Source organism: Allosphingosinicella sp., from assembly GCF_036387215.1.
Taxonomy (GTDB): Bacteria; Pseudomonadota; Alphaproteobacteria; order Sphingomonadales; family Sphingomonadaceae; genus Allosphingosinicella.
In genome coordinates, this window is the sequence record NZ_DASVUE010000422.1 from 1 (window position 1) to 17,797 (window position 17,797).

At 66.5% G+C, this 17,797-nt stretch carries 21 protein-coding genes and 2 tRNA genes; 9 read left to right on the forward strand and 14 right to left on the reverse strand.

From position 1 onward, the window contains the following. Together VF662_RS16060 and VF662_RS16065 are read right to left on the reverse strand one after the other, a co-directional pair. Window positions 1-495, reverse strand: a 495-nt coding sequence (locus VF662_RS16060; RefSeq protein WP_464142961.1) for an amino acid permease, incomplete at its 3' end; no start/stop codon positions are given. Window positions 496-598: 103 nt separating this feature from the next. After that, entirely contained in the window at window positions 599-976 is a 378-nt protein-coding gene (locus VF662_RS16065; RefSeq protein ID WP_464142962.1) for a histidine triad nucleotide-binding protein, read from the reverse strand. A gap of 91 nt (window positions 977-1,067) precedes the next feature. Between VF662_RS16065 and VF662_RS16070 the strand changes: the two genes are divergently transcribed. Next, window positions 1,068-1,550, forward strand: coding sequence for an SspB family protein (locus VF662_RS16070; protein ID WP_464142963.1), 483 nt, complete (start codon window positions 1,068-1,070; stop codon window positions 1,548-1,550). 110 nt (window positions 1,551-1,660) lie between these two features. Beyond that, a complete protein-coding gene (gene fumC, locus VF662_RS16075) occupies window positions 1,661-3,058 on the forward strand; it encodes a class II fumarate hydratase (protein ID WP_464142964.1) in 1,398 nt (465 codons plus the stop codon). On the opposite strand, the gene VF662_RS16080 is transcribed toward fumC, so the two are convergent. Then, window positions 3,055-3,414, reverse strand: coding sequence for a hypothetical protein (locus VF662_RS16080; RefSeq protein ID WP_464142965.1), 360 nt, complete (start codon window positions 3,412-3,414; stop codon window positions 3,055-3,057). The genes fumC and VF662_RS16080 overlap by 4 nt on opposite strands. A 37-nt stretch (window positions 3,415-3,451) precedes the next feature. Next, window positions 3,452-3,982 carry an acyloxyacyl hydrolase gene (locus VF662_RS16085; RefSeq protein WP_464142966.1) on the reverse strand — a complete coding sequence of 177 codons (531 nt, stop codon included), beginning with the start codon at window positions 3,980-3,982 and terminating at the stop codon, window positions 3,452-3,454. A 144-nt stretch (window positions 3,983-4,126) separates the two neighbouring features. On the opposite strand from VF662_RS16085, the gene VF662_RS16090 reads away from it, so the two are divergent. From VF662_RS16090 to VF662_RS16100, 3 genes are all read left to right on the forward strand, one after another. Further along, the gene (locus VF662_RS16090; protein ID WP_464142967.1) at window positions 4,127-5,050 is read left to right on the forward strand and encodes a dimethylarginine dimethylaminohydrolase family protein; all 924 of its coding nucleotides are present in this window, start codon (window positions 4,127-4,129) and stop codon (window positions 5,048-5,050) included. Between the two features lie 100 nt (window positions 5,051-5,150). Beyond that, window positions 5,151-5,705 (forward strand): DUF4142 domain-containing protein, encoded by a 555-nt coding sequence (locus VF662_RS16095; protein WP_464142968.1) that lies wholly within the window; start codon window positions 5,151-5,153, stop codon window positions 5,703-5,705. Further along, window positions 5,693-5,872 carry a hypothetical protein gene (locus VF662_RS16100; RefSeq protein WP_464142969.1) on the forward strand — a complete coding sequence of 60 codons (180 nt, stop codon included), beginning with the start codon at window positions 5,693-5,695 and terminating at the stop codon, window positions 5,870-5,872. Before VF662_RS16095 ends, VF662_RS16100 begins: the two co-directional genes overlap by 13 nt. A 16-nt stretch (window positions 5,873-5,888) precedes the next feature. Here VF662_RS16100 and VF662_RS16105 read toward each other — a convergent pair whose 3' ends face one another. The 3 genes from VF662_RS16105 to rlmB are packed head-to-tail and all read right to left on the reverse strand — an operon-like array spanning window position 5,889 to window position 7,843. Then, window positions 5,889-6,473 (reverse strand): DUF2585 domain-containing protein, encoded by a 585-nt coding sequence (locus VF662_RS16105; protein WP_464142970.1) that lies wholly within the window; start codon window positions 6,471-6,473, stop codon window positions 5,889-5,891. Continuing rightward, window positions 6,474-7,100: a DNA-3-methyladenine glycosylase family protein gene (locus VF662_RS16110; protein ID WP_464142971.1), complete on the reverse strand. Its 627-nt coding sequence runs from the start codon at window positions 7,098-7,100 to the stop codon at window positions 6,474-6,476. Between the two features lie 5 nt (window positions 7,101-7,105). Then, window positions 7,106-7,843, reverse strand: a complete 738-nt coding sequence (gene rlmB, locus VF662_RS16115; RefSeq protein ID WP_464142972.1) for a 23S rRNA (guanosine(2251)-2'-O)-methyltransferase RlmB — start codon at window positions 7,841-7,843, stop codon at window positions 7,106-7,108. Between the two features lie 130 nt (window positions 7,844-7,973). Here rlmB and VF662_RS16120 point away from each other — a divergent pair, with 130 nt between their 5' ends. Beyond that, entirely contained in the window at window positions 7,974-8,636 is a 663-nt protein-coding gene (locus VF662_RS16120; RefSeq protein WP_464142973.1) for a hypothetical protein, read from the forward strand. Here VF662_RS16120 and VF662_RS16125 read toward each other — a convergent pair. From VF662_RS16125 to VF662_RS16145, 5 genes are all read right to left on the reverse strand, one after another. After that, window positions 8,633-10,234, reverse strand: a complete 1,602-nt coding sequence (locus VF662_RS16125; RefSeq protein WP_464142974.1) for a M20/M25/M40 family metallo-hydrolase — start codon at window positions 10,232-10,234, stop codon at window positions 8,633-8,635. The two genes, VF662_RS16120 and VF662_RS16125, sit on opposite strands and share 4 nt — an antisense overlap. A gap of 14 nt (window positions 10,235-10,248) precedes the next feature. Further along, window positions 10,249-11,856 (reverse strand): M20/M25/M40 family metallo-hydrolase, encoded by a 1,608-nt coding sequence (locus tag VF662_RS16130; protein WP_464142975.1) that lies wholly within the window; start codon window positions 11,854-11,856, stop codon window positions 10,249-10,251. Window positions 11,857-11,923: 67 nt separating this feature from the next. Continuing rightward, window positions 11,924-11,997: transfer RNA gene (locus VF662_RS16135), tRNA-Gly, on the reverse strand. Between the two features lie 19 nt (window positions 11,998-12,016). Beyond that, window positions 12,017-12,103 (reverse strand) — tRNA-Tyr (locus VF662_RS16140). Between the two features lie 86 nt (window positions 12,104-12,189). Next, window positions 12,190-12,810, reverse strand: coding sequence for a PilZ domain-containing protein (locus VF662_RS16145; RefSeq protein WP_464142976.1), 621 nt, complete (start codon window positions 12,808-12,810; stop codon window positions 12,190-12,192). Window positions 12,811-12,992: 182 nt separating this feature from the next. Here VF662_RS16145 and VF662_RS16150 point away from each other — a divergent pair, with 182 nt between their 5' ends. Together VF662_RS16150 and VF662_RS16155 are read left to right on the forward strand one after the other, a co-directional pair. Continuing rightward, the gene (locus VF662_RS16150) at window positions 12,993-14,300 is read left to right on the forward strand and encodes a methyltransferase family protein (protein ID WP_464142977.1); all 1,308 of its coding nucleotides are present in this window, start codon (window positions 12,993-12,995) and stop codon (window positions 14,298-14,300) included. A 104-nt stretch (window positions 14,301-14,404) separates the two neighbouring features. After that, window positions 14,405-14,854, forward strand: a complete 450-nt coding sequence (locus VF662_RS16155; protein ID WP_464142978.1) for an RcnB family protein — start codon at window positions 14,405-14,407, stop codon at window positions 14,852-14,854. 45 nt (window positions 14,855-14,899) lie between these two features. On the opposite strand, the gene VF662_RS16160 is transcribed toward VF662_RS16155, so the two are convergent. Beyond that, window positions 14,900-15,943, reverse strand: a complete 1,044-nt coding sequence (locus VF662_RS16160) for a proline iminopeptidase-family hydrolase (RefSeq protein WP_464142979.1) — start codon at window positions 15,941-15,943, stop codon at window positions 14,900-14,902. 87 nt (window positions 15,944-16,030) lie between these two features. On the opposite strand from VF662_RS16160, the gene VF662_RS16165 reads away from it, so the two are divergent. Continuing rightward, window positions 16,031-16,534, forward strand: a complete 504-nt coding sequence (locus VF662_RS16165) for a GNAT family N-acetyltransferase (protein ID WP_464142980.1) — start codon at window positions 16,031-16,033, stop codon at window positions 16,532-16,534. Here the strand turns inward: VF662_RS16165 and VF662_RS16170 are convergent. Continuing rightward, a partial coding sequence (locus VF662_RS16170; RefSeq protein WP_464142981.1) for a glutamate--cysteine ligase occupies window positions 16,531-17,797 on the reverse strand: 1,267 nt, incomplete at its 5' end. The two genes, VF662_RS16165 and VF662_RS16170, sit on opposite strands and share 4 nt — an antisense overlap.

Here is a 17,797-nt window from a genome sequence, read left to right on the forward strand (position 1 = left end):
CACTGCGGGCAGGTTGATGAAGCCGCCCTCGACGCCGCCAAGCGCCAGCGGCGCCCCGGACAGCCAAGTCGGTAATTTGACTCCTAGAAACTCGTTCAGGATCGTGCCTGTGAAGAAGCCCGACCAGCCGACGGAAACGGCGCTCGCCGCCACGGCATATTCGAGCACCAGCGCCCATCCCACTGTCCAGGCTAGAAACTCGCCCATTGTCGCATAGGAATAGGTGTAGGCTGAGCCCGCGACTGGGATCATCGCGGCGATCTCGGCGTAGCAAAGCGCCGCAACGATGCAGATCGCGCCTGCGATCGCGAAAGCGAGCATGAGGCCCGGACCTGCCTTTTGCGCGCCCGCTGCCGTCAATACGAAGATGCCTGTGCCGATGACGCAGCCGATCCCGAACAAGGTCAGCTGAAACCACCCGAGCGAGCGGTGCAGCGACTTCTTTTCGGCGGTTGCAAGGATAGCGTCGAGAGGCTTTACGCGCCCGAAAATCATATCCGTCCCCTTGGTACGCGGCTCGGACCGCATCTGGTTGTTTATGTCTGGGAAGCCTAGCTCCTAATAACTCCCGCGCAACAGATTAGTGGCGGTCCCGCCTTCAGCGGGAGAGCATCGGTCCAAGGCCGCGCCCCCCGAAGATGTGGACGTGGAGGTGCGGGACCTCCTGGCCGCCGTCTCGGCCGACATTGGCAAGCAGCCGATAGCCGGGCTCCACCAGCCCCTGCTCACGCGCCACAAGCCCGCAGGCGCGGACGAAGCCGGCTATCTCCTCTGCGGAGCCGCGCGTCGAGAAATCGTCCCAGGAGACGTAGGCGCCCTTCGGAATGACGAGGATGTGCGTCGGCGCCTGCGGGTTGATGTCGCGGAAAGCGAGGGCATGCTCGTCCTCATGGACCATCTGGCACGGTATCTCGCCGCGCAGGATCCGGGCGAAGATGTTGCTGTCGTCATAAGGTTTGGTAGCGTCGATCGGCATGGGGTCCTCCGTCGCCCCCGCGTTAGCCGCCCACTCAGGTTAGGCGCAACGCGCTTGACCGAACGCGGGGCCGCGCTACCAGATGGAGGCGATGAGCGACGATGCGCCCGACAGCCTGATTCCATATGACGAGATCGTGCAGGAGGCCCTGCGCGCGGTCGTCGGTCGGGTGCTGGGCGAGGTCGAGACCACCGGGCGCCTTCCGGGCGAGCATCATTTCTACATCACCTTCAAGACCGGGGCGGCCGGCGTAGACATCCCGAGGCACCTTACCGAACGCTTCCCGGATGAGATGACCATCGTCATCCAGAACCGCTTTTGGGACCTCAAGGTGGGCGAGGACGGCTTCGAAGTGGGGCTGAGCTTCAACCAGGCGCCCGCGCGGCTCGTCATCCCCTTCTCGGCCATCACCGGCTTCGTCGATCCCGCGGTGAACTTTGCGCTCCAGTTCCAGGCGCAGGCGGACGAGGCCGGGCCGCAGGAGCATGACCGGGCGGAGAACGACCATCCCCTGGCGGAGCCGGTCGAGGACGGCTCGAACGTGGTTTCGGTGGATTTCAGCCGCAAGAAGTGACCGCCCGAAGGCGGTCAGCCTGACCTTGTTTCAGGGCTGAGCTTTCCCTAGTCCGCAGCCTTCATCCAGATGCTGAAACGAGTTCAGCATGACGAGGTAATGGGCAACAGATGAATTCCACTCCCACCCGCACCGAAACCGACAGCTTCGGACCTATCGACGTTCCGGGCGATGCTTATTGGGCCGCCCAGACGCAGCGCTCGATCGACAATTTCCCGTTCGGCCCGCGCGAGCAGATGCCGGTCGAGATCGTCCACGCGCTCGGCTTTGTGAAGCAGGCGGCGGCACGTGTGAATGCGCGGATCGGCGGCCTGGACGCGAAGCTGGCAGAAGCGATCCAGCAGGCGGCGGGGGAGGTGGCTTCCGGCGGCCTCGACGACCAGTTTCCGCTCGTCATCTGGCAGACGGGCTCGGGGACGCAGTCCAACATGAACGCGAACGAGGTGATCGCGTCCCGCGCCAACGAGATCCTGACCGGCAAGCGCGGCGGCAAGAGCCCGGTTCATCCGAACGACCATGTCAACAAGGGCCAGTCCTCGAACGACAGCTTCCCGACGGCGATGCACGTGGCCGCTGCGATCGCGGTCAACCGGCGCCTGATCCCGGCGTTGCGCAAGATCCACGCGCGGCTCGCTGCGCTGGCGGAGGCGTGGGATCATATCGTGAAGATCGGCCGCACCCACTTGCAGGACGCGACGCCGCTGACGCTCGGCCAGGAATTCTCCGGCTACGCCGCGCAGATCGAAGACGGGATTGCCCGCGTCGAAGCGGTGCTCCCGCGCGTCCTTCGGCTGGCGCAGGGCGGAACCGCGGTCGGCACCGGTCTCAATGCTCCAAAGGGCTTTGGCGAAGCGTTCGCAGCCGAGATCGCCAACCTCACCCGCCTGCCGTTCGAGACCGCGCCCAACAAGTTCGCGGAGCTCGGAGCTCACGATACGCTTGTCGAGCTCTCTGGCGTCCTCAATGTGCTCGCCGTCTCCCTGACCAAAATTGCGAACGACATCCGCCTCCTCGGCTCCGGCCCGCGCTCAGGCCTCGCCGAGCTCCGCCTGCCCGAGAACGAGCCCGGCAGCTCGATCATGCCCGGCAAGGTCAATCCGACCCAGGCCGAGATGCTGACCATGGTCGCGGCACAGGTAATGGGAAACCACGTCGCCGTGACGGTCGGAGGACTCCAGGGCCATCTCGAGCTCAACGTGTTCAAGCCGCTGATCGGCGCCAACGTGCTTCGCTCCATCGACCTACTTTCGACCGGTATGGAGAGCTTCACCGAGCGCACGCTCGACGGCTTGGAAGCGAACGAGGGCCGCATCGCCGAGCTGATGGCGCAGTCGCTGATGCTGGTGACCGCCCTCGCTCCCGAGATCGGCTACGACAATGCGGCGAAGATTGCCAAAAACGCCCATGAGAAGGGGCTGACGCTGAAAGAATCTGGGCTTCAGCTGGGGCTGGTGGACGAGGCGACATTCGACCGGGTGGTGCGGCCGGAAACGATGCTCGGACGCTAGTAGACGCAGACCGAGAAGTCGCTGCCGGCCCAGCAGGCGCGGTCGCGCTTCGAGCGGCGGGCCTCGCCCCAGCGCGAGTTGATGCCCTCGCGCGTCAGTCCCCGCACCTCGGCGACGCCCGGCGAGACGATCCAGACGCCGATGCTCGTAACCCCGCCGGCAAAGGCGCGGCGACCGACCGGCTCGACGGAGAAGGAGCCTTTCTCTTCCGGCACGAACCGGCACGGGCCCCGATAGGCGGGGGCGCCCGCACTCTTGATGGAACAGGTGGCGGTGCGCGGCTTCGCTTCAGCGGGCGCTGCGACGAAGATCAGCGGAACGGCGGCGGCCGCCGCAGCGAGGAGGAGGCTCTTCATGTCCTCAGCCTAACATGTCCGAGCGGAGAGGGAAGAGCTAACGGAAGCGGTAATTGAGCCGCATGCCGATATTGTCGATACCTGGATTTTGGTCGCTGAACAGGGTGGCGTGGCTGAGATGCACCCAGCTCGCCTCGACCGAGATGCGGTCGGTGAGCTGCGCGCCGATGCCGATTTCGGGCTCGAACAGCACCCGGGAGCCGAAATAGATGCGCTCGCGTCCCGGCTGGAACCGGCCGGGGCCGTTGTGGACGGCAAGCCCGACACCCGGCCGGACGTAGACGCTGCGGCCGATCTTCCAGCTGATCCCGGCTGCCGCGAAGTGAGTGTCGCCGGCACTGTTCAGCGAGGCGAAGACGTGGGGCGAAGGCGCGCCGATCGCCCGTAGCGCCCGGACGCGCTCGCCGCGCCAGCCGATCTGGAGATCGATGCCGTCCTCGAAGCCGCTCCGAGTGATCCCTGTCTTTACGTCGTGCGAATAGACGCCGCCGAAGATTTCCTGGGCCTGCAGGGGTGAGGCGGCCGAAGCGAGCACCAAGATGCCGGCGAGGAACGGGTGCGTTTTCAATGCTGACCCTTACGAAAACAGGAAGGCTGCCTATATTCGGAGCGGAACCCGCCCCTGTGGCTGAAGTTCCGTTCGGGAACCGCAACGACACCCTGCCGTTCCACCTCAGCAACTTCATACGCCCGTTCGGGCACAAGAGATTTCATGCTGTACGATTTTCCGCCTGCGGACGCGTCCGTCGGCGACAGCCTGGTGACCCCTCGCGGCCCTGCGCGATGGGGTGCCGATTCGGAATATGGGCGGCTCACCGACGTCATGCTCGCCGCGCCCCGCCACCTTGAGCTGGTGCCGTGCAATGCCGTCTCGATCGAGAATCACAGGAACGGGATCGTCTGCTCCCCCGATCTGGCGGCGGAGCAGCACAGGAAGCTGGTGGCCGCTCTCGAGGCGGAAGGGGTGCGCTGTCACCTGGTTCCGCCGGTGGAAGGCCTTGCCGACCTCTCCTTCACCCGCGATTCGACGATGATCTCGCCCTGGGGGCTGATCGCGCTCAGCCCAGCCGTCGAGCACCGGCTCGCGGAAGTGGCGCACATTCGGGAAGCAGTGGCAGGTTGGGACGTGCCGCTCGTTGGAGGCGTTGAGGAAGGCCGCGTCGAGGGCGGCGACGTCTGCCTGCGCCGCCCCGGGCTGGTCGCCATCGGCTATTCCGGCGAGCGCACCGACGAGACGGGCGCGCTCTCACTGGCACGGACGTTCGAGGAGCGCGGCTGGCGCTCGATCCTCACCCGCTTCGACAAGCGGTTCCTTCACCTCGACACGATCTTCACGCTCGCCGGCCCGAATCTCGCAATCGCCTGCACCGATGCGCTGGATGAACTGTTCCTGCTCGAGATGCAGGAGCTCGGCATCGAGATTATCGATGTGACGGTGGCGGAGGTGCAGAAGCTCAGCGCCAACCTACTCAGCCTCGGCGATCGCCGTGTGATGTCGCCGGCGGAGAACCACCGGGTGAACGCGCTGCTCGAGCGGCGCGGCTACAAGGTGGTGCGCGTCGCGATCGACCAGTTCACCCGCTGCGGCGGCGGCGTGCATTGCCTCACGATGCCGCTGGCACGACTGCCCGGTTAAGCGCGCGAACTTACTGATCCACGCTAGGCACGAAGCCGGTATCCGGAACCTCGCCAGCCCGCGCCTCGTTCCCGCTCCATTCGAAATGAGGAGAGACGGGATGCGTAGTCTGATGATCGCGGCTGCCGCGTCGGCATTGATGCTCGGCGGCTGCAACACGATGGGAGCTGACGGCTCGGCCGGCGCTTCCGCGTCAGCCTCCGGAATGGGAGCGATGCCGGCGGACATGACGCCCAGCAGGGCGGCCGCCTACGTCGAGATCGCCGCTTCCAGCGACATGTACGAGATCCAGTCTTCGCAGCTGGCTCTGTCGCAGGCGCAGAATGCCGCCATCCGCAGCTTTGCGCAGATGATGGTAACCGACCATACGAACACGACCCAGCAGCTTTCCGCGGCCGCAAGCGCTTCGGGCGTCAGCGTGCCGGGTGCGATGCTGCCGATGCACGCGCAGTTGGTAGCGAGGCTGCAGGCCCGCTCGGGCGCCGACTTCGACCGCGAATATGCGCGCCAGCAACTCCTCGCCCACCAGCAGGCGCTGGCGCTTCACACCAATTTCGCGGCCCGCGGCGACGCCCCGGCGCTCCGCGCTGTCGCCGGGACTGCCGTTCCGGTCGTCACGCAGCATCTGAACATGGTGCGCCAATGGCCGCGGTAAGCGAGGAGGCTCAAGGTTCGAACCCGGGAGACGAGGCGGCGCCCGGCACTCCGGGCACGGGCGAGAACCTCTGCCGGCACTGCAACGGCACCGGCCAGCATGACGGGCAGCCCTGCCCCGAATGCGGCGGCACCGGCAAGGTGATCGAAGGCATCGGCGGCGCCTGACGGCGTCGCCGCTTCTTCAGGCGCCGCTCTGCCAGGCTCGGATCGCGTCCACCGGCGCAACGAGCATCAGGACGTTGAGCGTCAGATTGTCCCGGATCGTCCAGAGCGTGAGCAGCTCGAACGAGACCGCGACGGCGATCGTCAGCCATAAGGGCGCCCGGCGGGCGAACAGGAAGCCGAGCGTCATCCAGCCGATGTCGGCCATGCTGTTGATGACGCTGTCGCCGTTATAGCCCAATGCCATCGTCGCCTCGCGGTAGCGATCGATGATGTACTCGCTGTTCTCGAGCAGCTCCCAGCCCGCTTCGATCGCCACTGCGGCGAGCAGGCGGTCCCCCGCGGGATTGCCGCGGAGGAACAGCCACCCGAGCAGGTAGAACAGAAAGCCGTGGATGATGTGGCTCGGCGTGTACCAGTCGGAGAGATGCTGGCTGTTCTCCGCGCTCTGCACGGCGCCGGTCCAGAGCTTGACGGTCCCACAGGTGCAGATTGGCGGGCGCCCCATCCAAAGGAGGATGAGAGCCGCCGCAGCGGCGATCCCAAGCGCGATGAACCAGTAACGGCGCTGGATCAGCGGGACCGCAAGCGCCGACGAGCGCATCTAGAGCACCGGCGTCTTGTAGAAATGCCAGGCGAAGATGGCGAGCGGCCCCCGGTGCGGCCGCCACGGCTCTGCAAGCTCGCGCAGCTGCCGCTCGGAAGGCTTGTCGGCGAGATCGAGGATGCGCCCCATTGCGATCTGGACGGCGAGATCGCCGGCCGGCCAGATGTCTTGCCGCCCCTCGGCGAACAGCAGGTAGATTTCCGCGGACCAGCGGCCGATGCCCTTGATGCGCACGAGCTCGGCGATCGCCGCCTCGTCGTCCTCCGGCAGCTGCTCCAGGTTCAGCCGCCCGGAGCTCACTTCGTCCGCCAGGCTGCGCGCATAGCTGATCTTCTGCCGCGAGAGACCAGCGCCCCGGAGCGCCTCCTCGCTCGCCGCTGTAAGCGTCGCAGGATCGGCGACGGCTCCGAGCGCCGCCTCGAGCTTGCTCCAGATCGCTCGTGCCGAGGGGAGGCTCACCTGCTGCCCCACGATCGTCCGGAGCAAGGTCACATAGCCAGGGTCGTTGTAGCGGGGAGGGGGATAGCCCGCATGCGAGAGAGCCGCCCCAATCGCCGCATCGCCGCTTGCAAGCGCGTCGAGCGAGGATCGCAGGACCTCTTCGCTGATCCCCCCGGCGCGCAACGCGGCTAGGCCACCGTAGCCGCGTAGAGAGCGATGGCGGCGGCGTTCGAGACGTTGAGGCTTTCCACCCTGTCGCTGATCGGCAGGCGGGCGAGCGCGTCGCAGTGAAGCTCAGTATTGTGCCGCATGCCTTCGCCTTCGGCTCCGAGCACTAGCGCGACGCGCGGCGGGCCAAGCGCCTCGCCGAGCGCCATCTCGGCCTCGCCGGTAAGGCCGACGCGCCAGAAGCCGGCTTCCGCGATCTCGTCCAGCGCCCTGGAAAGGTTCACGACCCGCACCCACGGCACCGTCTCCAAGGCGCCGCTGGCAGCCTTGGCGAGCGCGCCCGATTCCGGCGGCGCGTGCCGGTCCTGAGTGACGATGCCGATAGCATCGAACGCGGCGGCGGAGCGGAGGATCGCGCCGACATTGTGCGGGTCGGTGACCTGATCGAGCACGAGCAACGGCCGCCGTTCGGAGGCCCCATCGAGAATGTCGGCCAGCCAGATATCGGGCAGCCGCTCCACCTCGGCGACGATGCCCTGATGCGGCGCGTCGCGCGGAACGAGGCGACCGAGATCGGCGGCATCCGCATATGTAACCGGTACGTCGCGGCCGAATTCGAACGACCCCGCCGCTTCGCGCGTCACCCAGATCTTGGCAACCGTACGCTCGGGGTTCTGCAGCGCGGCGGCAACCGCGTGGCGCCCCCAGAAGCGGGGGCGGTTCTCCGCCTTGCTCGCGGTACGGGCCTTGCGTCTCATGGCCGCTGCATGGCGGCACATTGCCCGTGGTGCAAGCGGCGCCGCGCTATGCTAGCGGGCCTCCGTGGCGACGCGTGGCTTACCGGGGCGGAACTCCGACCGGCTTTTCTTCAGCTTGATGGGTTTGGCCGTGGCGGCGACGGTCTTCGCCGGCTTTGCGCGCAGCTATTATCTGTCGCATTGGCTGACGCCGCCGGCGCGGACGCCCGAAATTACGCCGCTCCTCCACATCCACGCGATCGTCTTCACGCTCTGGATCCTGCTGCAGGTGGTGCAGCCGGCACTGATCGCAGGTGGGCGTGTGGGGATTCACCGGAAGCTCGGCTGGTTCGGTGCGGCACTGGCGGTAATGGTGTGGCTGCTCGGCAATTCCGCTTCGATCGAGGCGATGAAGGTCGGCTACAAGGGCCTCGGCGACCCCTATGCCTTCTACGCGATCACCTTCTTCTCGATGCAGGCGTTCGCGATCGTCGTGGCGCTGGGCATCCTGAGGCGCGGAGACGGCGATGCCCACAAGCGCCTGATGCTGCTCTCGAGCGCGGCGATCCTGGAGGCGGCGGTGGGCCGGCTGCCGCTGCAGATGGTGGTCGATACCGCGCCGCTCTCATTCTACCTCGGCGCAGACCTCATCATCCTCGCCGGCATCCTCTACGACTGGCGAACCCGCGGACGGATGCACGGCGTGTGGATCTGGGGCGGCGGAGCGCTCGTCGCCAGCCAGATCATCCGCGTCGCGGTCATGAACACGGGGCCATGGCTCGCCTTCGCGCATGCCATGGCCCGGCTCACCTAGTCCTTCGGATATTCGAAGGGATCGGTCGGCCGGGGCTGCGTCGGCACCGGCATGCGCGGCAGCGGCTCCTTGCGGTTGGCGGCGTTCAGCAGGAAGGTGGCAAGGATCACCGAGGCCTGACGCATGTCCTCCGCCTTCAGATGATCGTAGCTGTCGATGTTGCTGTGGTGGATCCGGCTCTCGTAATCGAGCGGGTCCTGGATGAATTGATAGCCCGGCAGCCCCACCGCCTGCATGAAGACGTGATCGGTGCCTCCGGTGCGCTGCGACGAGACCGTCGATGCGCCCATGCTTCCGAAGGGGCTAAGCCATTCGCGGAAGATCGATACGGCGGCGACATTGCCCTCGGCATAGATGCCGCGGATCTTGCCCGAGCCGTTGTCGATATTGAAATAAGCGGCAAGCTCGCGATGGCCGGGCTGGAGCGTGATCGGCCAGCGGTTTCGCCAGGTGTAATAGGGATTGATCCGTCGCTGCGCCGGATCGGTGACGGGGGCGCGGGTGGCGAAGTGCCGCTCGACATAGGCCATTGAGCCGAGCAGCGCCTGCTCCTCGCCGCTCCAGAGCGCGAAGCGAATGGTCCGCTTCGGCCTCACGCCGAGACGGGAGAGGATCCGCGCCGCCTCCATCACGACTGCGCTTCCGGCGGCGTTGTCGGCCGCGCCGTCGCCCGCGACCCAGCTGTCGAGATGGGCACCGGCCATGACATAGCCGGCCTTGGGATCGGTGCCGGGAATGTCGGCGATGATGTTGTAGGCGTTGACGTCCTCGTCGTGGAAGCGGACGTCGCTCAGCAGCTCCAGCGTCGGCGGAGTCTCCGTCTTCGCGAGGCGGGCGAGGCGGCGATAATCCTCGGCCACCATCTCGACCCCCGGCAGCGCGGGCGTCCGGCCGACCTCATAGGCATAGCCCTCGCCGTGGAGCAGTCCGCCATCGCGATAGGATTTGCTGACCCACGCCACCGCACCCTCGGCCTTGAGGAAAGCGTCGCGCTTCTCGTCGAAATCGGCCGATTTCAGCATCTTCTCGATCGCGACCGGCGAGTAGGTAGGCTGGCGATATTCGTCGAGCTTGCCGAGTTCCTCACCCGACAGCCGCTCGAACGGCGCCTCCTTGGGCTCGGAGCCGGTGTCGGGCTGGCTCACCAGCACGATCTTCCCTGCGAGCTTGCCGCGCCACTTGGCGAAATCCTCCTCCTCCTTGAGGGGGGCGATGACGATCTGTGCAGTGACGGTGCCGTTGGTCGGCGGCGTCCAGGCGACGGGGATGATGCCGAGCTCGACCATGCGCGGGCTCGTCATTCGAGCGCTGGCGCGATTGATCGACCAGCCGCGGCCGAACGGATACCCCTCGGCATGGACGTTGCTGAGGCCCCACTGGCGGTAGCGCTGCTGGGTCCAGGCTTCCGCCTGCCGCATCTGCGGCGAGTTGGTCATCCGCCCGCCGATCCGGTCGGTGAGGTGGTGCGCGGTCTCCATCACCTCGCTGCGGTTGAAGCCTTCGTCGATGATGCGGTTGATCTGGCCGGGGCCTGCATCCTGCGCGGAGGCGGGAGCGACGAGAGCGGCGGCGGCGAAGAGGGCGAGTGGCAGGCGCATGCGGGTGTCTCCTGTCATTCGTCGTCGGTGGGATAGGCGAAGGGGTCGCTCGGCCGCGGCTTCGAGGGCAGCGGCATGCGCGGCAGCGGCTCGGCGCTGTTGGCGGCGCTCAGCAGCACGCTTGCGAGGATCACCGCCGCCTGGCGCATGTCCTCGGCTTTGAGGTGATCGTAGGTGTCGACGTTCGTGTGGTGGATGCGGCTGTCGTAATCGAGCGGATCCTGGATGAACTGGTAGCCGGGGATGCCGACGCTCTGCAGGAAGACGTGGTCGGTGCCGGTGGTCGGGCTCGCAACCACCTTCGACGCGCCCATGCTTCCGAACGGAGCCAACCATTCCTGCAGCACGGGAACCGCGGCCACATTGCCCTCGGCATGGATGCCGCGGATCTTGCCCGAACCGTTGTCGATGTTGAAATAGGCGACGAGATCGCGGTGGCCGGGTCTCGGAGTGATCGGATAGCGGTTCGCCCAGCCGAAATTCATCGGCAGCTTCGCCTTCTCAGGATCGGTGTCGAGCGGGCGCGAGGCGATGTGGCGGTCGATATATGCGAGCGACCCGAGCAGGCCCTGCTCCTCGGCGTTCCAGAGCGCGAAGCGGATCGTCCGCTTCGGCTTTACCCGGAGCGAGGACAGGATCCGCGCCGCCTCCATGATCACCGCGCTTCCGGCGGCGTTGTCGGCAGCTCCGTCGCCCGCCACCCAGCTGTCGAGATGCGCTCCGGCCATCACGTAGCCGGCCTTGGGATCGCTGCCCTGGATGTCGCCGATGACGTTGTAGGCGTTCGAATCCTCGTCGTGGAAGCGGACGTTGCTGGTGAGCTCCAGCACCGGCTGCGCGTCGGTCTTCGCGAGGCGGGCGAGGCGGCGGTAATCCTCGGCGGCCAGCTCCATCGCGGGGAGCGCGGGCGTCTCGTCGGCATGGTGGGTGTAGCCGGTGCCGTGCAGGAGACTGCCGTCCCGCGCCGAGATTCTGACCCAGGCGAGCGCGCCTTCCGACTTCAGGAACGCGTCGAGCGCGAGCGGGAATTTGCGGCGCTTCAGGCGCTGGTCGGGCCTTCCTTCCTCGTGCACCGGCTGCCGATACTGATCGAGTTCGGAAATTTCCTTGTCCGACAGGCGCTGGAAGGGCGCCTCCTTGGGCTCCGAGCCGGTGCCGGGCTGGCTGACGAGCACGATCTTGCCGGCAAGCTTGCCGCGCCATTTGTCGAAATGCTTCTCCTCGGTCATCGGAGCGACCACGATCGGTGCGCGGACCGTGCCGCTGGTGGCCGGGGTCCAGGCGATCGGGATGGCCCTCAGCTCCACGACCCGCGGGCTCGTCATCCGCGCGCTCGAGCTCACGATCGACCAGCCGCGGCCGAACTCGAACGGCTCGGCGTGAACGTTGGTGAGGCCCCAGTCGCGGAAGCGCTGCTGAGTCCAGGCTTCGGCCGCCCGCATCTGCGGCGAGTTGGTGAGCCTGCCGCCGATCCTGTCGGTGAGGTGCGCGGCGGTCTCCATCACCTGGCTTCGGTTGAAGCCTTCGTCAATGATCAGGTTAGTCTGGCCGCGGGCGCCGTCCTGGGCGGCCGCGGGCGAGACGACGAGCACGGCAAGAGCCGCGGCGGTGAGCAGACGCATAAGGTGAAGACCCTCCCTTTGGGGAAGGCTTAGGAGTGCCGTCCGGGCGGTGCAAGCGGCGAGAGGATGGAGCGGGTAGCGGGGATCGAACCCGCATCACAAGCTTGGAAGGCTAGTGCTCTACCATTGAGCTATACCCGCTCGTTCCTCCGGGAGCCCGTGGTGGACAGGGCTGGATTCGAACCAGCGTACGGGAAACCCGGGCAGATTTACAGTCTGCTGCCTTTAACCACTCGGCCACCTGTCCATCGAAGCTTATGGGCCCCGGATTGGAAGGCGGCTCCATGACGGAAGGCCTTGCGGCTGTCAACGCGCTGGAATCGCCACAAAGGCTCACTTTTCGCGGAGCCAGCCCATGAGGTCGTGGAAGGGGATTACCTGGTTGAAGGAGATGCCGCACAGGCCGTCATGGTACCAGCGGACGACGCCGTGGACGGGGCGAAACTTGTCGAGCGTCAGCACGATCTCGTCGCCTTCCTTGAAGGGCTGGTCGGTCTCGATCTTGACTCCGCCCTGCGAAATGTCGCGGGTGCTGACGCCGTAGGTCGCAGCGCCGAGGCGAAGCGTCGCGAGCCGGTCGACCTCGACCCGCGGCAGGCGCGGGCGCCAGCCGTTTTCGAGGACGGACTGGGTGGCGAGCAGCTCCTCGACGTCTACGATCTCGTTGAAGGAAATGCCGACATTCGAGCCTTCGACCCAGGCGACGGTGCCGGAGATGCGCTGGTTGGTCTTGAGTTCCACCGACAGCTGCCGGCCGAGCGGCAGGCAGGAATAGACATGGGCCATCAGGCCGCCCGCCGAGATGTTGCGGATAAGGCAAAGCTCGCGGCGGCCGTCGACGATCAGGGTGCCGACGCGCAGGATCGTCATGAAGCGCGATTGCCTGCGCCTGTCGGGCTGCGGCGCCGCGCTTGAAAAGGAGAAGGTTGTCTCCTCCACAGCATTCATAAGCATTCGTCCTCCACCCCGGCCCCGATGCGCTCGCCCCACACGTCGCTGCCGCCCCGCTCTGAATAGGCAACAGAGGTTTAAGAAGGCCTTACGGGGCGAAACGGCGACTACGGCAGCGCTCCCTTGGGGCGGCCGGAGCCGAGCTTTCACGGCTTGCTTACGCTTTTTCGTTATCGCGGCCGCCGATGAATGCGGAAACAAGGATAGAGGTAGGCCTGCGCCAAGATTCGCGCCCGCAATCGGCGGTGAGTTCCGGCGTCGGCTTCGTCGGCATTGCCGGCCTGCTCGCCTGGGCAGCGGTTGCGCGCAGCTTCGGAATGGAGGGGCCGTTCGCGGCGCTGACCGCACTCGTCGCCTGTGGGCTTCCCATGATCCTCTGGTCGCTGATCGTGGACAAGGTGCATCTCAGCCCCTCGACCGGCATCGACTGGGCGACACCGCCGCGTCCGCTGAAGGAGACGCTGGACATCAGCATCGCGAAGATCGCCGGCCTCTGGGCGACCTGGGCGGCGATCGGCTGCTTCTACTGCATCGGCCGCTGGTATTGGGACGGCGCCTATCTTTTCTCCATGTACGTGCTCGGCATCGCCTCCATTCCGATGCTGGTCCTGTCCGTCCCTTATGTGCTCTGGCTAGACCGGCGCCTCAGGGAGCCGCGCGACGGGGCCTGGCATTTCGGGCAGCTGATCGCCGGCCGCTCCGACCGGGCCGATCCGAAGATCCTGCAGGAGCATTTTCGGAGCTGGGCGGTGAAGGGCTTCTTCCTCGCTTTCATGATCTCGATCGTGCCGGGCAACTGGACCGAGGCGATCCGCCCGCAGGTGGAGGAGTTCGCGGCCGATCCCGTCGCGCTCGCGCGCTGGCTGATCGCCCTGATGTTCGTGGTCGACGTCTGCTTCGCCACCGTTGGCTACGCGCTGACGCTGAAGCCGCTGGACGCCCATATCCGCTCCGCCAACCCCTATGCCGCCGGCTGGACCGCGGCCCTCATCTGCTACCCGCCCTTCATTCTCATGAGCCCCGGCGGGCCGCTGGATTATCACCCCGGCACCGGCGAATGGACGAAGTGGCTGGAAGGCTACCCGCTCGCGCTCGGCGTGACGGGAGCCGTGCTCGTGCTCCTCACCGGCATCTACGCGTGGGCGACGGTTGCGTTCGGGATCCGCTTCTCGAACCTCACGCATCGCGGCATCCTTACCCACGGCCCCTATGCCTGGTCGAAGCACCCGGCCTACCTCTCGAAGAACCTGTTCTGGTGGATCGCCTCGACGCCGTTCCTCGCCACCACCGGCAACCCGGTCGACATGGTCCGCAACACGGCGCTGCTCGCGATCGTCAGCGGCGTCTATTACTGGCGCGCACGGACCGAGGAGCGGCACCTCGGGGCCGATCCCGTCTATCGGGACTATGCCGAGTGGATCGAGCGCAATGGCCCGATCCCGCGCCTCCTCCGCCGCCTGAGGCCCCGCCCGGAGCCGCTCCCCGCCGAGTGACGCCTTTCGATTGGCTGACAGGGACGTTCTCGGTCGGTTCAGTCCGCTTGCCGCATAGGGGCCTCATTGGCCGCCATGGCGGCAAAGCTTCGAAAGGACATTGTATGCGTAAGTTGATCATGCTGGGCCTGATGGCCGCAGTCGCCGCACCGTCGGTTGCGACGGCACAGTCGCGCGCCGAGATCCGTCACGACAGCCGGGAGCTCCGCCAGGAGCGCCAGGAGCTTCGCGACGCGCGCCGCTACGGCGACCGCCGCGACATCCGCGAAGAGCGCCGCGACGTGCGCGAGGCTCGCCGCGAGCTCCGGGAAGACCGCCGCGATCGCCGCGCCTATGTGGCTCCCTATCGCGGCTGGAGCTACCGCCCGGTGGCGCCGGGCTACCAGCTCCGGTCCGGTTTCTATGCCCCGGGCTACGTCATCAGCAATCCTGGCTATTACCGGCTTCGTCCCGCGGTCGGGAACCAGCGCTGGATCCGGTACGGCGACGATCTCCTGCTCGTGAACGTGCGCACCGGCCGCGTTTTGCAGGTGCTTCGCGGCCGCTACTGGTAATCTGACGAAGGGGCCGGCGCCGCCAGCGCCGGCCCCCCATTTCATTCAGCGCCTTGGCATCGGCGAGGCTTCGATCCGCTTCAGGAAGCGGGTGAGGCCTGCGAAATAGGTCTGCTGATCGTCGTACATGGCCATGTGGCTGCCCCTCGGGCAGAGCAGGAATTCCCCGCGCGGCAAGCGGCCGGCCATCATGCGCATGTGCGCCGGGTCCATGGTGTCGTGGCTAGCGCCGATCACGAGCGTCGGTACGGCGATGCGCGGAAGGTCCGCCACCCGGTCCCACCGCTCCAGCCGCCCGCTCGCGCCAAGTTCGCTGGGGCCCTGCATCAGCGAATAGACGTGCGTGTTGAGGTGCGCGAAGGAGCGGTTCACCGGCTCAGGCCACCGCTCGGCGGGCATCCTCAATATGTGCTGCTCGTAATGCATGGGCATCAGGAGCTCCATGTAGCGGGGCTCGGCGGTGCGGCCGCTCGCCTCGATCGCCTTCACCTCCGCAAGCTTCTTCTGGTCCATCCGCGGCATGAGCACGCGCTGGGCGTAGTCGTTATAGGCCGGGATGGACGCCATCATGTTGGAGATGACGAGGCATTTCAGGTTGCGCTGATATTTGAGCACATATTCGATGGCGAGGATGCCGCCCCAGCTGTGGCCGAGGAGGCAAAAATTGTTCCGATCGAGCTTCAGCGCCTTTCGGACCTGCTCCACCTCCTCGACGAAGCGCGGGATGGTCCAGAGATCGTCGTCCTTCGGCTGGTCGCTTCGGTGCGAGCCAAGCTGGTCGTAATAATAATATTCGACGCCGGCCCCCGGCATGAAGCTGTCGAAGGCTTCGAAATATTCGTGGGTGGCGGCGGGGCCGCCGTGGAGGAGGAGAAGCTTCAGCTTGGGGTTGTTGCCGACCCGTTTGGTCCAGACCCGGAACTTGCCCTTCGGCGTTGCGATGTCGACCATCCTCGCCCCGCCGGAGAGCACGTCGTCCCGCCCGCGATTGTCGAAATAGCTCGCGGGACGAGCGCCCTGCGCCGAGGCGGGTGCGGCGGCGAGCGATGGAAGAAGCAACGCGGCAATCCACAGCAAGAGACGCTTCATGATGGTCCTCCCGTTTTGCGCGACGATATGGTTGCCGCCCGGTGGAGTCGAGTTGGCGGTGAGGAGGAGGTCGGCTAGCATTGCAGCGTGGACGAGATCCTCACGCCTCGCCTTCGGCTTCGGCGCGCCCGGATGGACGATCTGGAGGCGATGCACTCGGTGCTGAGCGATTCCCGCGCTACCCGCTATTGGTCCACCCCGCCGCATCCGGACCTGGAGACGACGCGCCTGTGGCTGGAATCGATGCTCGCCTCGCCGGCTGAGCTTAGCGAGGATTTCGTGGTGGACCTTCAGGGGCGGGTGATCGGCAAGGCGGGATTCTATCGCCTGCCTGAGATCGGCTACATCCTCCACCCCGACCATTGGGGCCGGGGGCTCGCCTACGAGGCTTTGAGCGCCATAATCGAGCGGACGTTCTCGCGGTTCGAAATCCCCGCCCTGACCGCCGATTGCGATCCGAGGAACACGGCATCGCACCGGCTGCTTGAGAAGCTCGGCTTCCGCGAGGTGCGCCGCGAGAAGAACACCTGGTTCATCGCGGGCGAATGGTGCGACAGCATCTATCTCGAGCTGCGGCGGCCGGAGGGCTAGAAGCTTTCTTCCTGATAGATCCGCCCGACGTCGCCCTGCCATTCGCCGCGGAAGCGTTCGAGCAGCCGCTCGGCGGGGGTCACGCCGCTTGCGACGATCTCGCGGAGGGGATCGAGGAACCCGGTCTCGTTGTCGCCAGCCGCGTTTAGGCGGGCGCGGGCGTTGAGGCCGGCTTCGGCGATCGCGAGCACGCGCTCGCCCAGGTCGCGGAGGGGCTCCCCGGCCGGAGTGCGCGCCTTTAGGCCGAGCTTCGGCACCTCGTCGCGGAGGCGCTGGCGCTCCTCGAGGCTCCAATGCTTGACCTCGTCCCAAGCGGCATCGAGTGCGTTCTGATCGTAGAGCAGGCCGACCCAGAGCGCGGGAAGAGCGCAGATGCGGCTCCACGGGCCGCCGTCTGCGCCGCGCATTTCGAGGAAGCTCTTGAGGCGCACTTCGGGAAAGGCGGTTGAAAGGTGATCCACCCAGTCCGAGAGACGCGGCTTCTCGCCCGGCAGCGCCGATAATTCGCCGCGCATGAAGTCGCGGAAGGAGAGTCCGGCAGCGTCGATATATCTCCCCTCGCGGTAGACGAAGTACATCGGCACATCGAGCGCATAATCGAGATAGCGCTCGTAGCCGAACCCGTCCTCGAACACGAAGGGCAGCATGCCGGTCCGCGCGGGATCGGTGTCCGACCAGATATGGCTCCGGTAGGAAAGGAAGCCGTTCGGCTTGCCTTCGGTGAAGGGTGAATTGGCGAAGAGCGCGGTAGCGAGGGGCTGGAGGGCAAGGCCGACGCGGAATTTCTGCGCCATGTCGGCTTCGGAGCTGTAGTCCAGGTTCACCTGGATCGTGCAGGTGCGAAGCATCATGTCGAGGCCGAGCGTGCCCACGCGCGGCATGTGGCGGAGCATGATCGCGTAGCGGCCCTTAGGCATGATGGGCAGGTCCGCTCGCGCCTTGTCCGGCCACATTCCGAGGCCGAGGAAGCCGAGGCCGAGCCTTTCGCCCACCGCCTTCACCTGCCTGAGATGCCGGCCGGCCTCGGCGCAGGTCTGGTGGAGATGGTCGAGCGGCGCACCGGACAACTCGAACTGGCCGGCCGGCTCGAGGCTGACGTTGCCGTCGGGGCCGGCGAGCGCGATGACGTTGCCGCCCTCCTCGACGGGCGTCCAGCCGAACTCCGTCATCGCCATCAGGAGATCGCGGATGCCGCCGGGCTCGTCATAGCCGGGCGCGCGTTGATCGTCCCGGCGGTAGACGAACTTCTCATGCTCGGTCCCG

Coding starts and splice junctions, on each gene's coding strand:
- VF662_RS16065 (WP_464142962.1), bottom strand. CDS start 976: ATGCCGATCGACGCTACCAAACCTTATGACGACAGCAACATCTTCGCC.
- VF662_RS16070 (WP_464142963.1), top strand. CDS start 1,068: ATGAGCGACGATGCGCCCGACAGCCTGATTCCATATGACGAGATCGTG.
- fumC (WP_464142964.1), top strand. CDS start 1,661: ATGAATTCCACTCCCACCCGCACCGAAACCGACAGCTTCGGACCTATC.
- VF662_RS16080 (WP_464142965.1), bottom strand. CDS start 3,414: ATGAAGAGCCTCCTCCTCGCTGCGGCGGCCGCCGCCGTTCCGCTGATC.
- VF662_RS16090 (WP_464142967.1), top strand. CDS start 4,127: ATGCTGTACGATTTTCCGCCTGCGGACGCGTCCGTCGGCGACAGCCTG.
- VF662_RS16095 (WP_464142968.1), top strand. CDS start 5,151: ATGCGTAGTCTGATGATCGCGGCTGCCGCGTCGGCATTGATGCTCGGC.
- VF662_RS16100 (WP_464142969.1), top strand. CDS start 5,693: ATGGCCGCGGTAAGCGAGGAGGCTCAAGGTTCGAACCCGGGAGACGAG.
- VF662_RS16105 (WP_464142970.1), bottom strand. CDS start 6,473: ATGCGCTCGTCGGCGCTTGCGGTCCCGCTGATCCAGCGCCGTTACTGG.
- rlmB (WP_464142972.1), bottom strand. CDS start 7,843: ATGAGACGCAAGGCCCGTACCGCGAGCAAGGCGGAGAACCGCCCCCGC.
- VF662_RS16125 (WP_464142974.1), bottom strand. CDS start 10,234: ATGCGCCTGCCACTCGCCCTCTTCGCCGCCGCCGCTCTCGTCGCTCCC.
- VF662_RS16130 (WP_464142975.1), bottom strand. CDS start 11,856: ATGCGTCTGCTCACCGCCGCGGCTCTTGCCGTGCTCGTCGTCTCGCCC.
- VF662_RS16145 (WP_464142976.1), bottom strand. CDS start 12,810: ATGCTTATGAATGCTGTGGAGGAGACAACCTTCTCCTTTTCAAGCGCG.
- VF662_RS16150 (WP_464142977.1), top strand. CDS start 12,993: ATGAATGCGGAAACAAGGATAGAGGTAGGCCTGCGCCAAGATTCGCGC.
- VF662_RS16155 (WP_464142978.1), top strand. CDS start 14,405: ATGCGTAAGTTGATCATGCTGGGCCTGATGGCCGCAGTCGCCGCACCG.
- VF662_RS16160 (WP_464142979.1), bottom strand. CDS start 15,943: ATGAAGCGTCTCTTGCTGTGGATTGCCGCGTTGCTTCTTCCATCGCTC.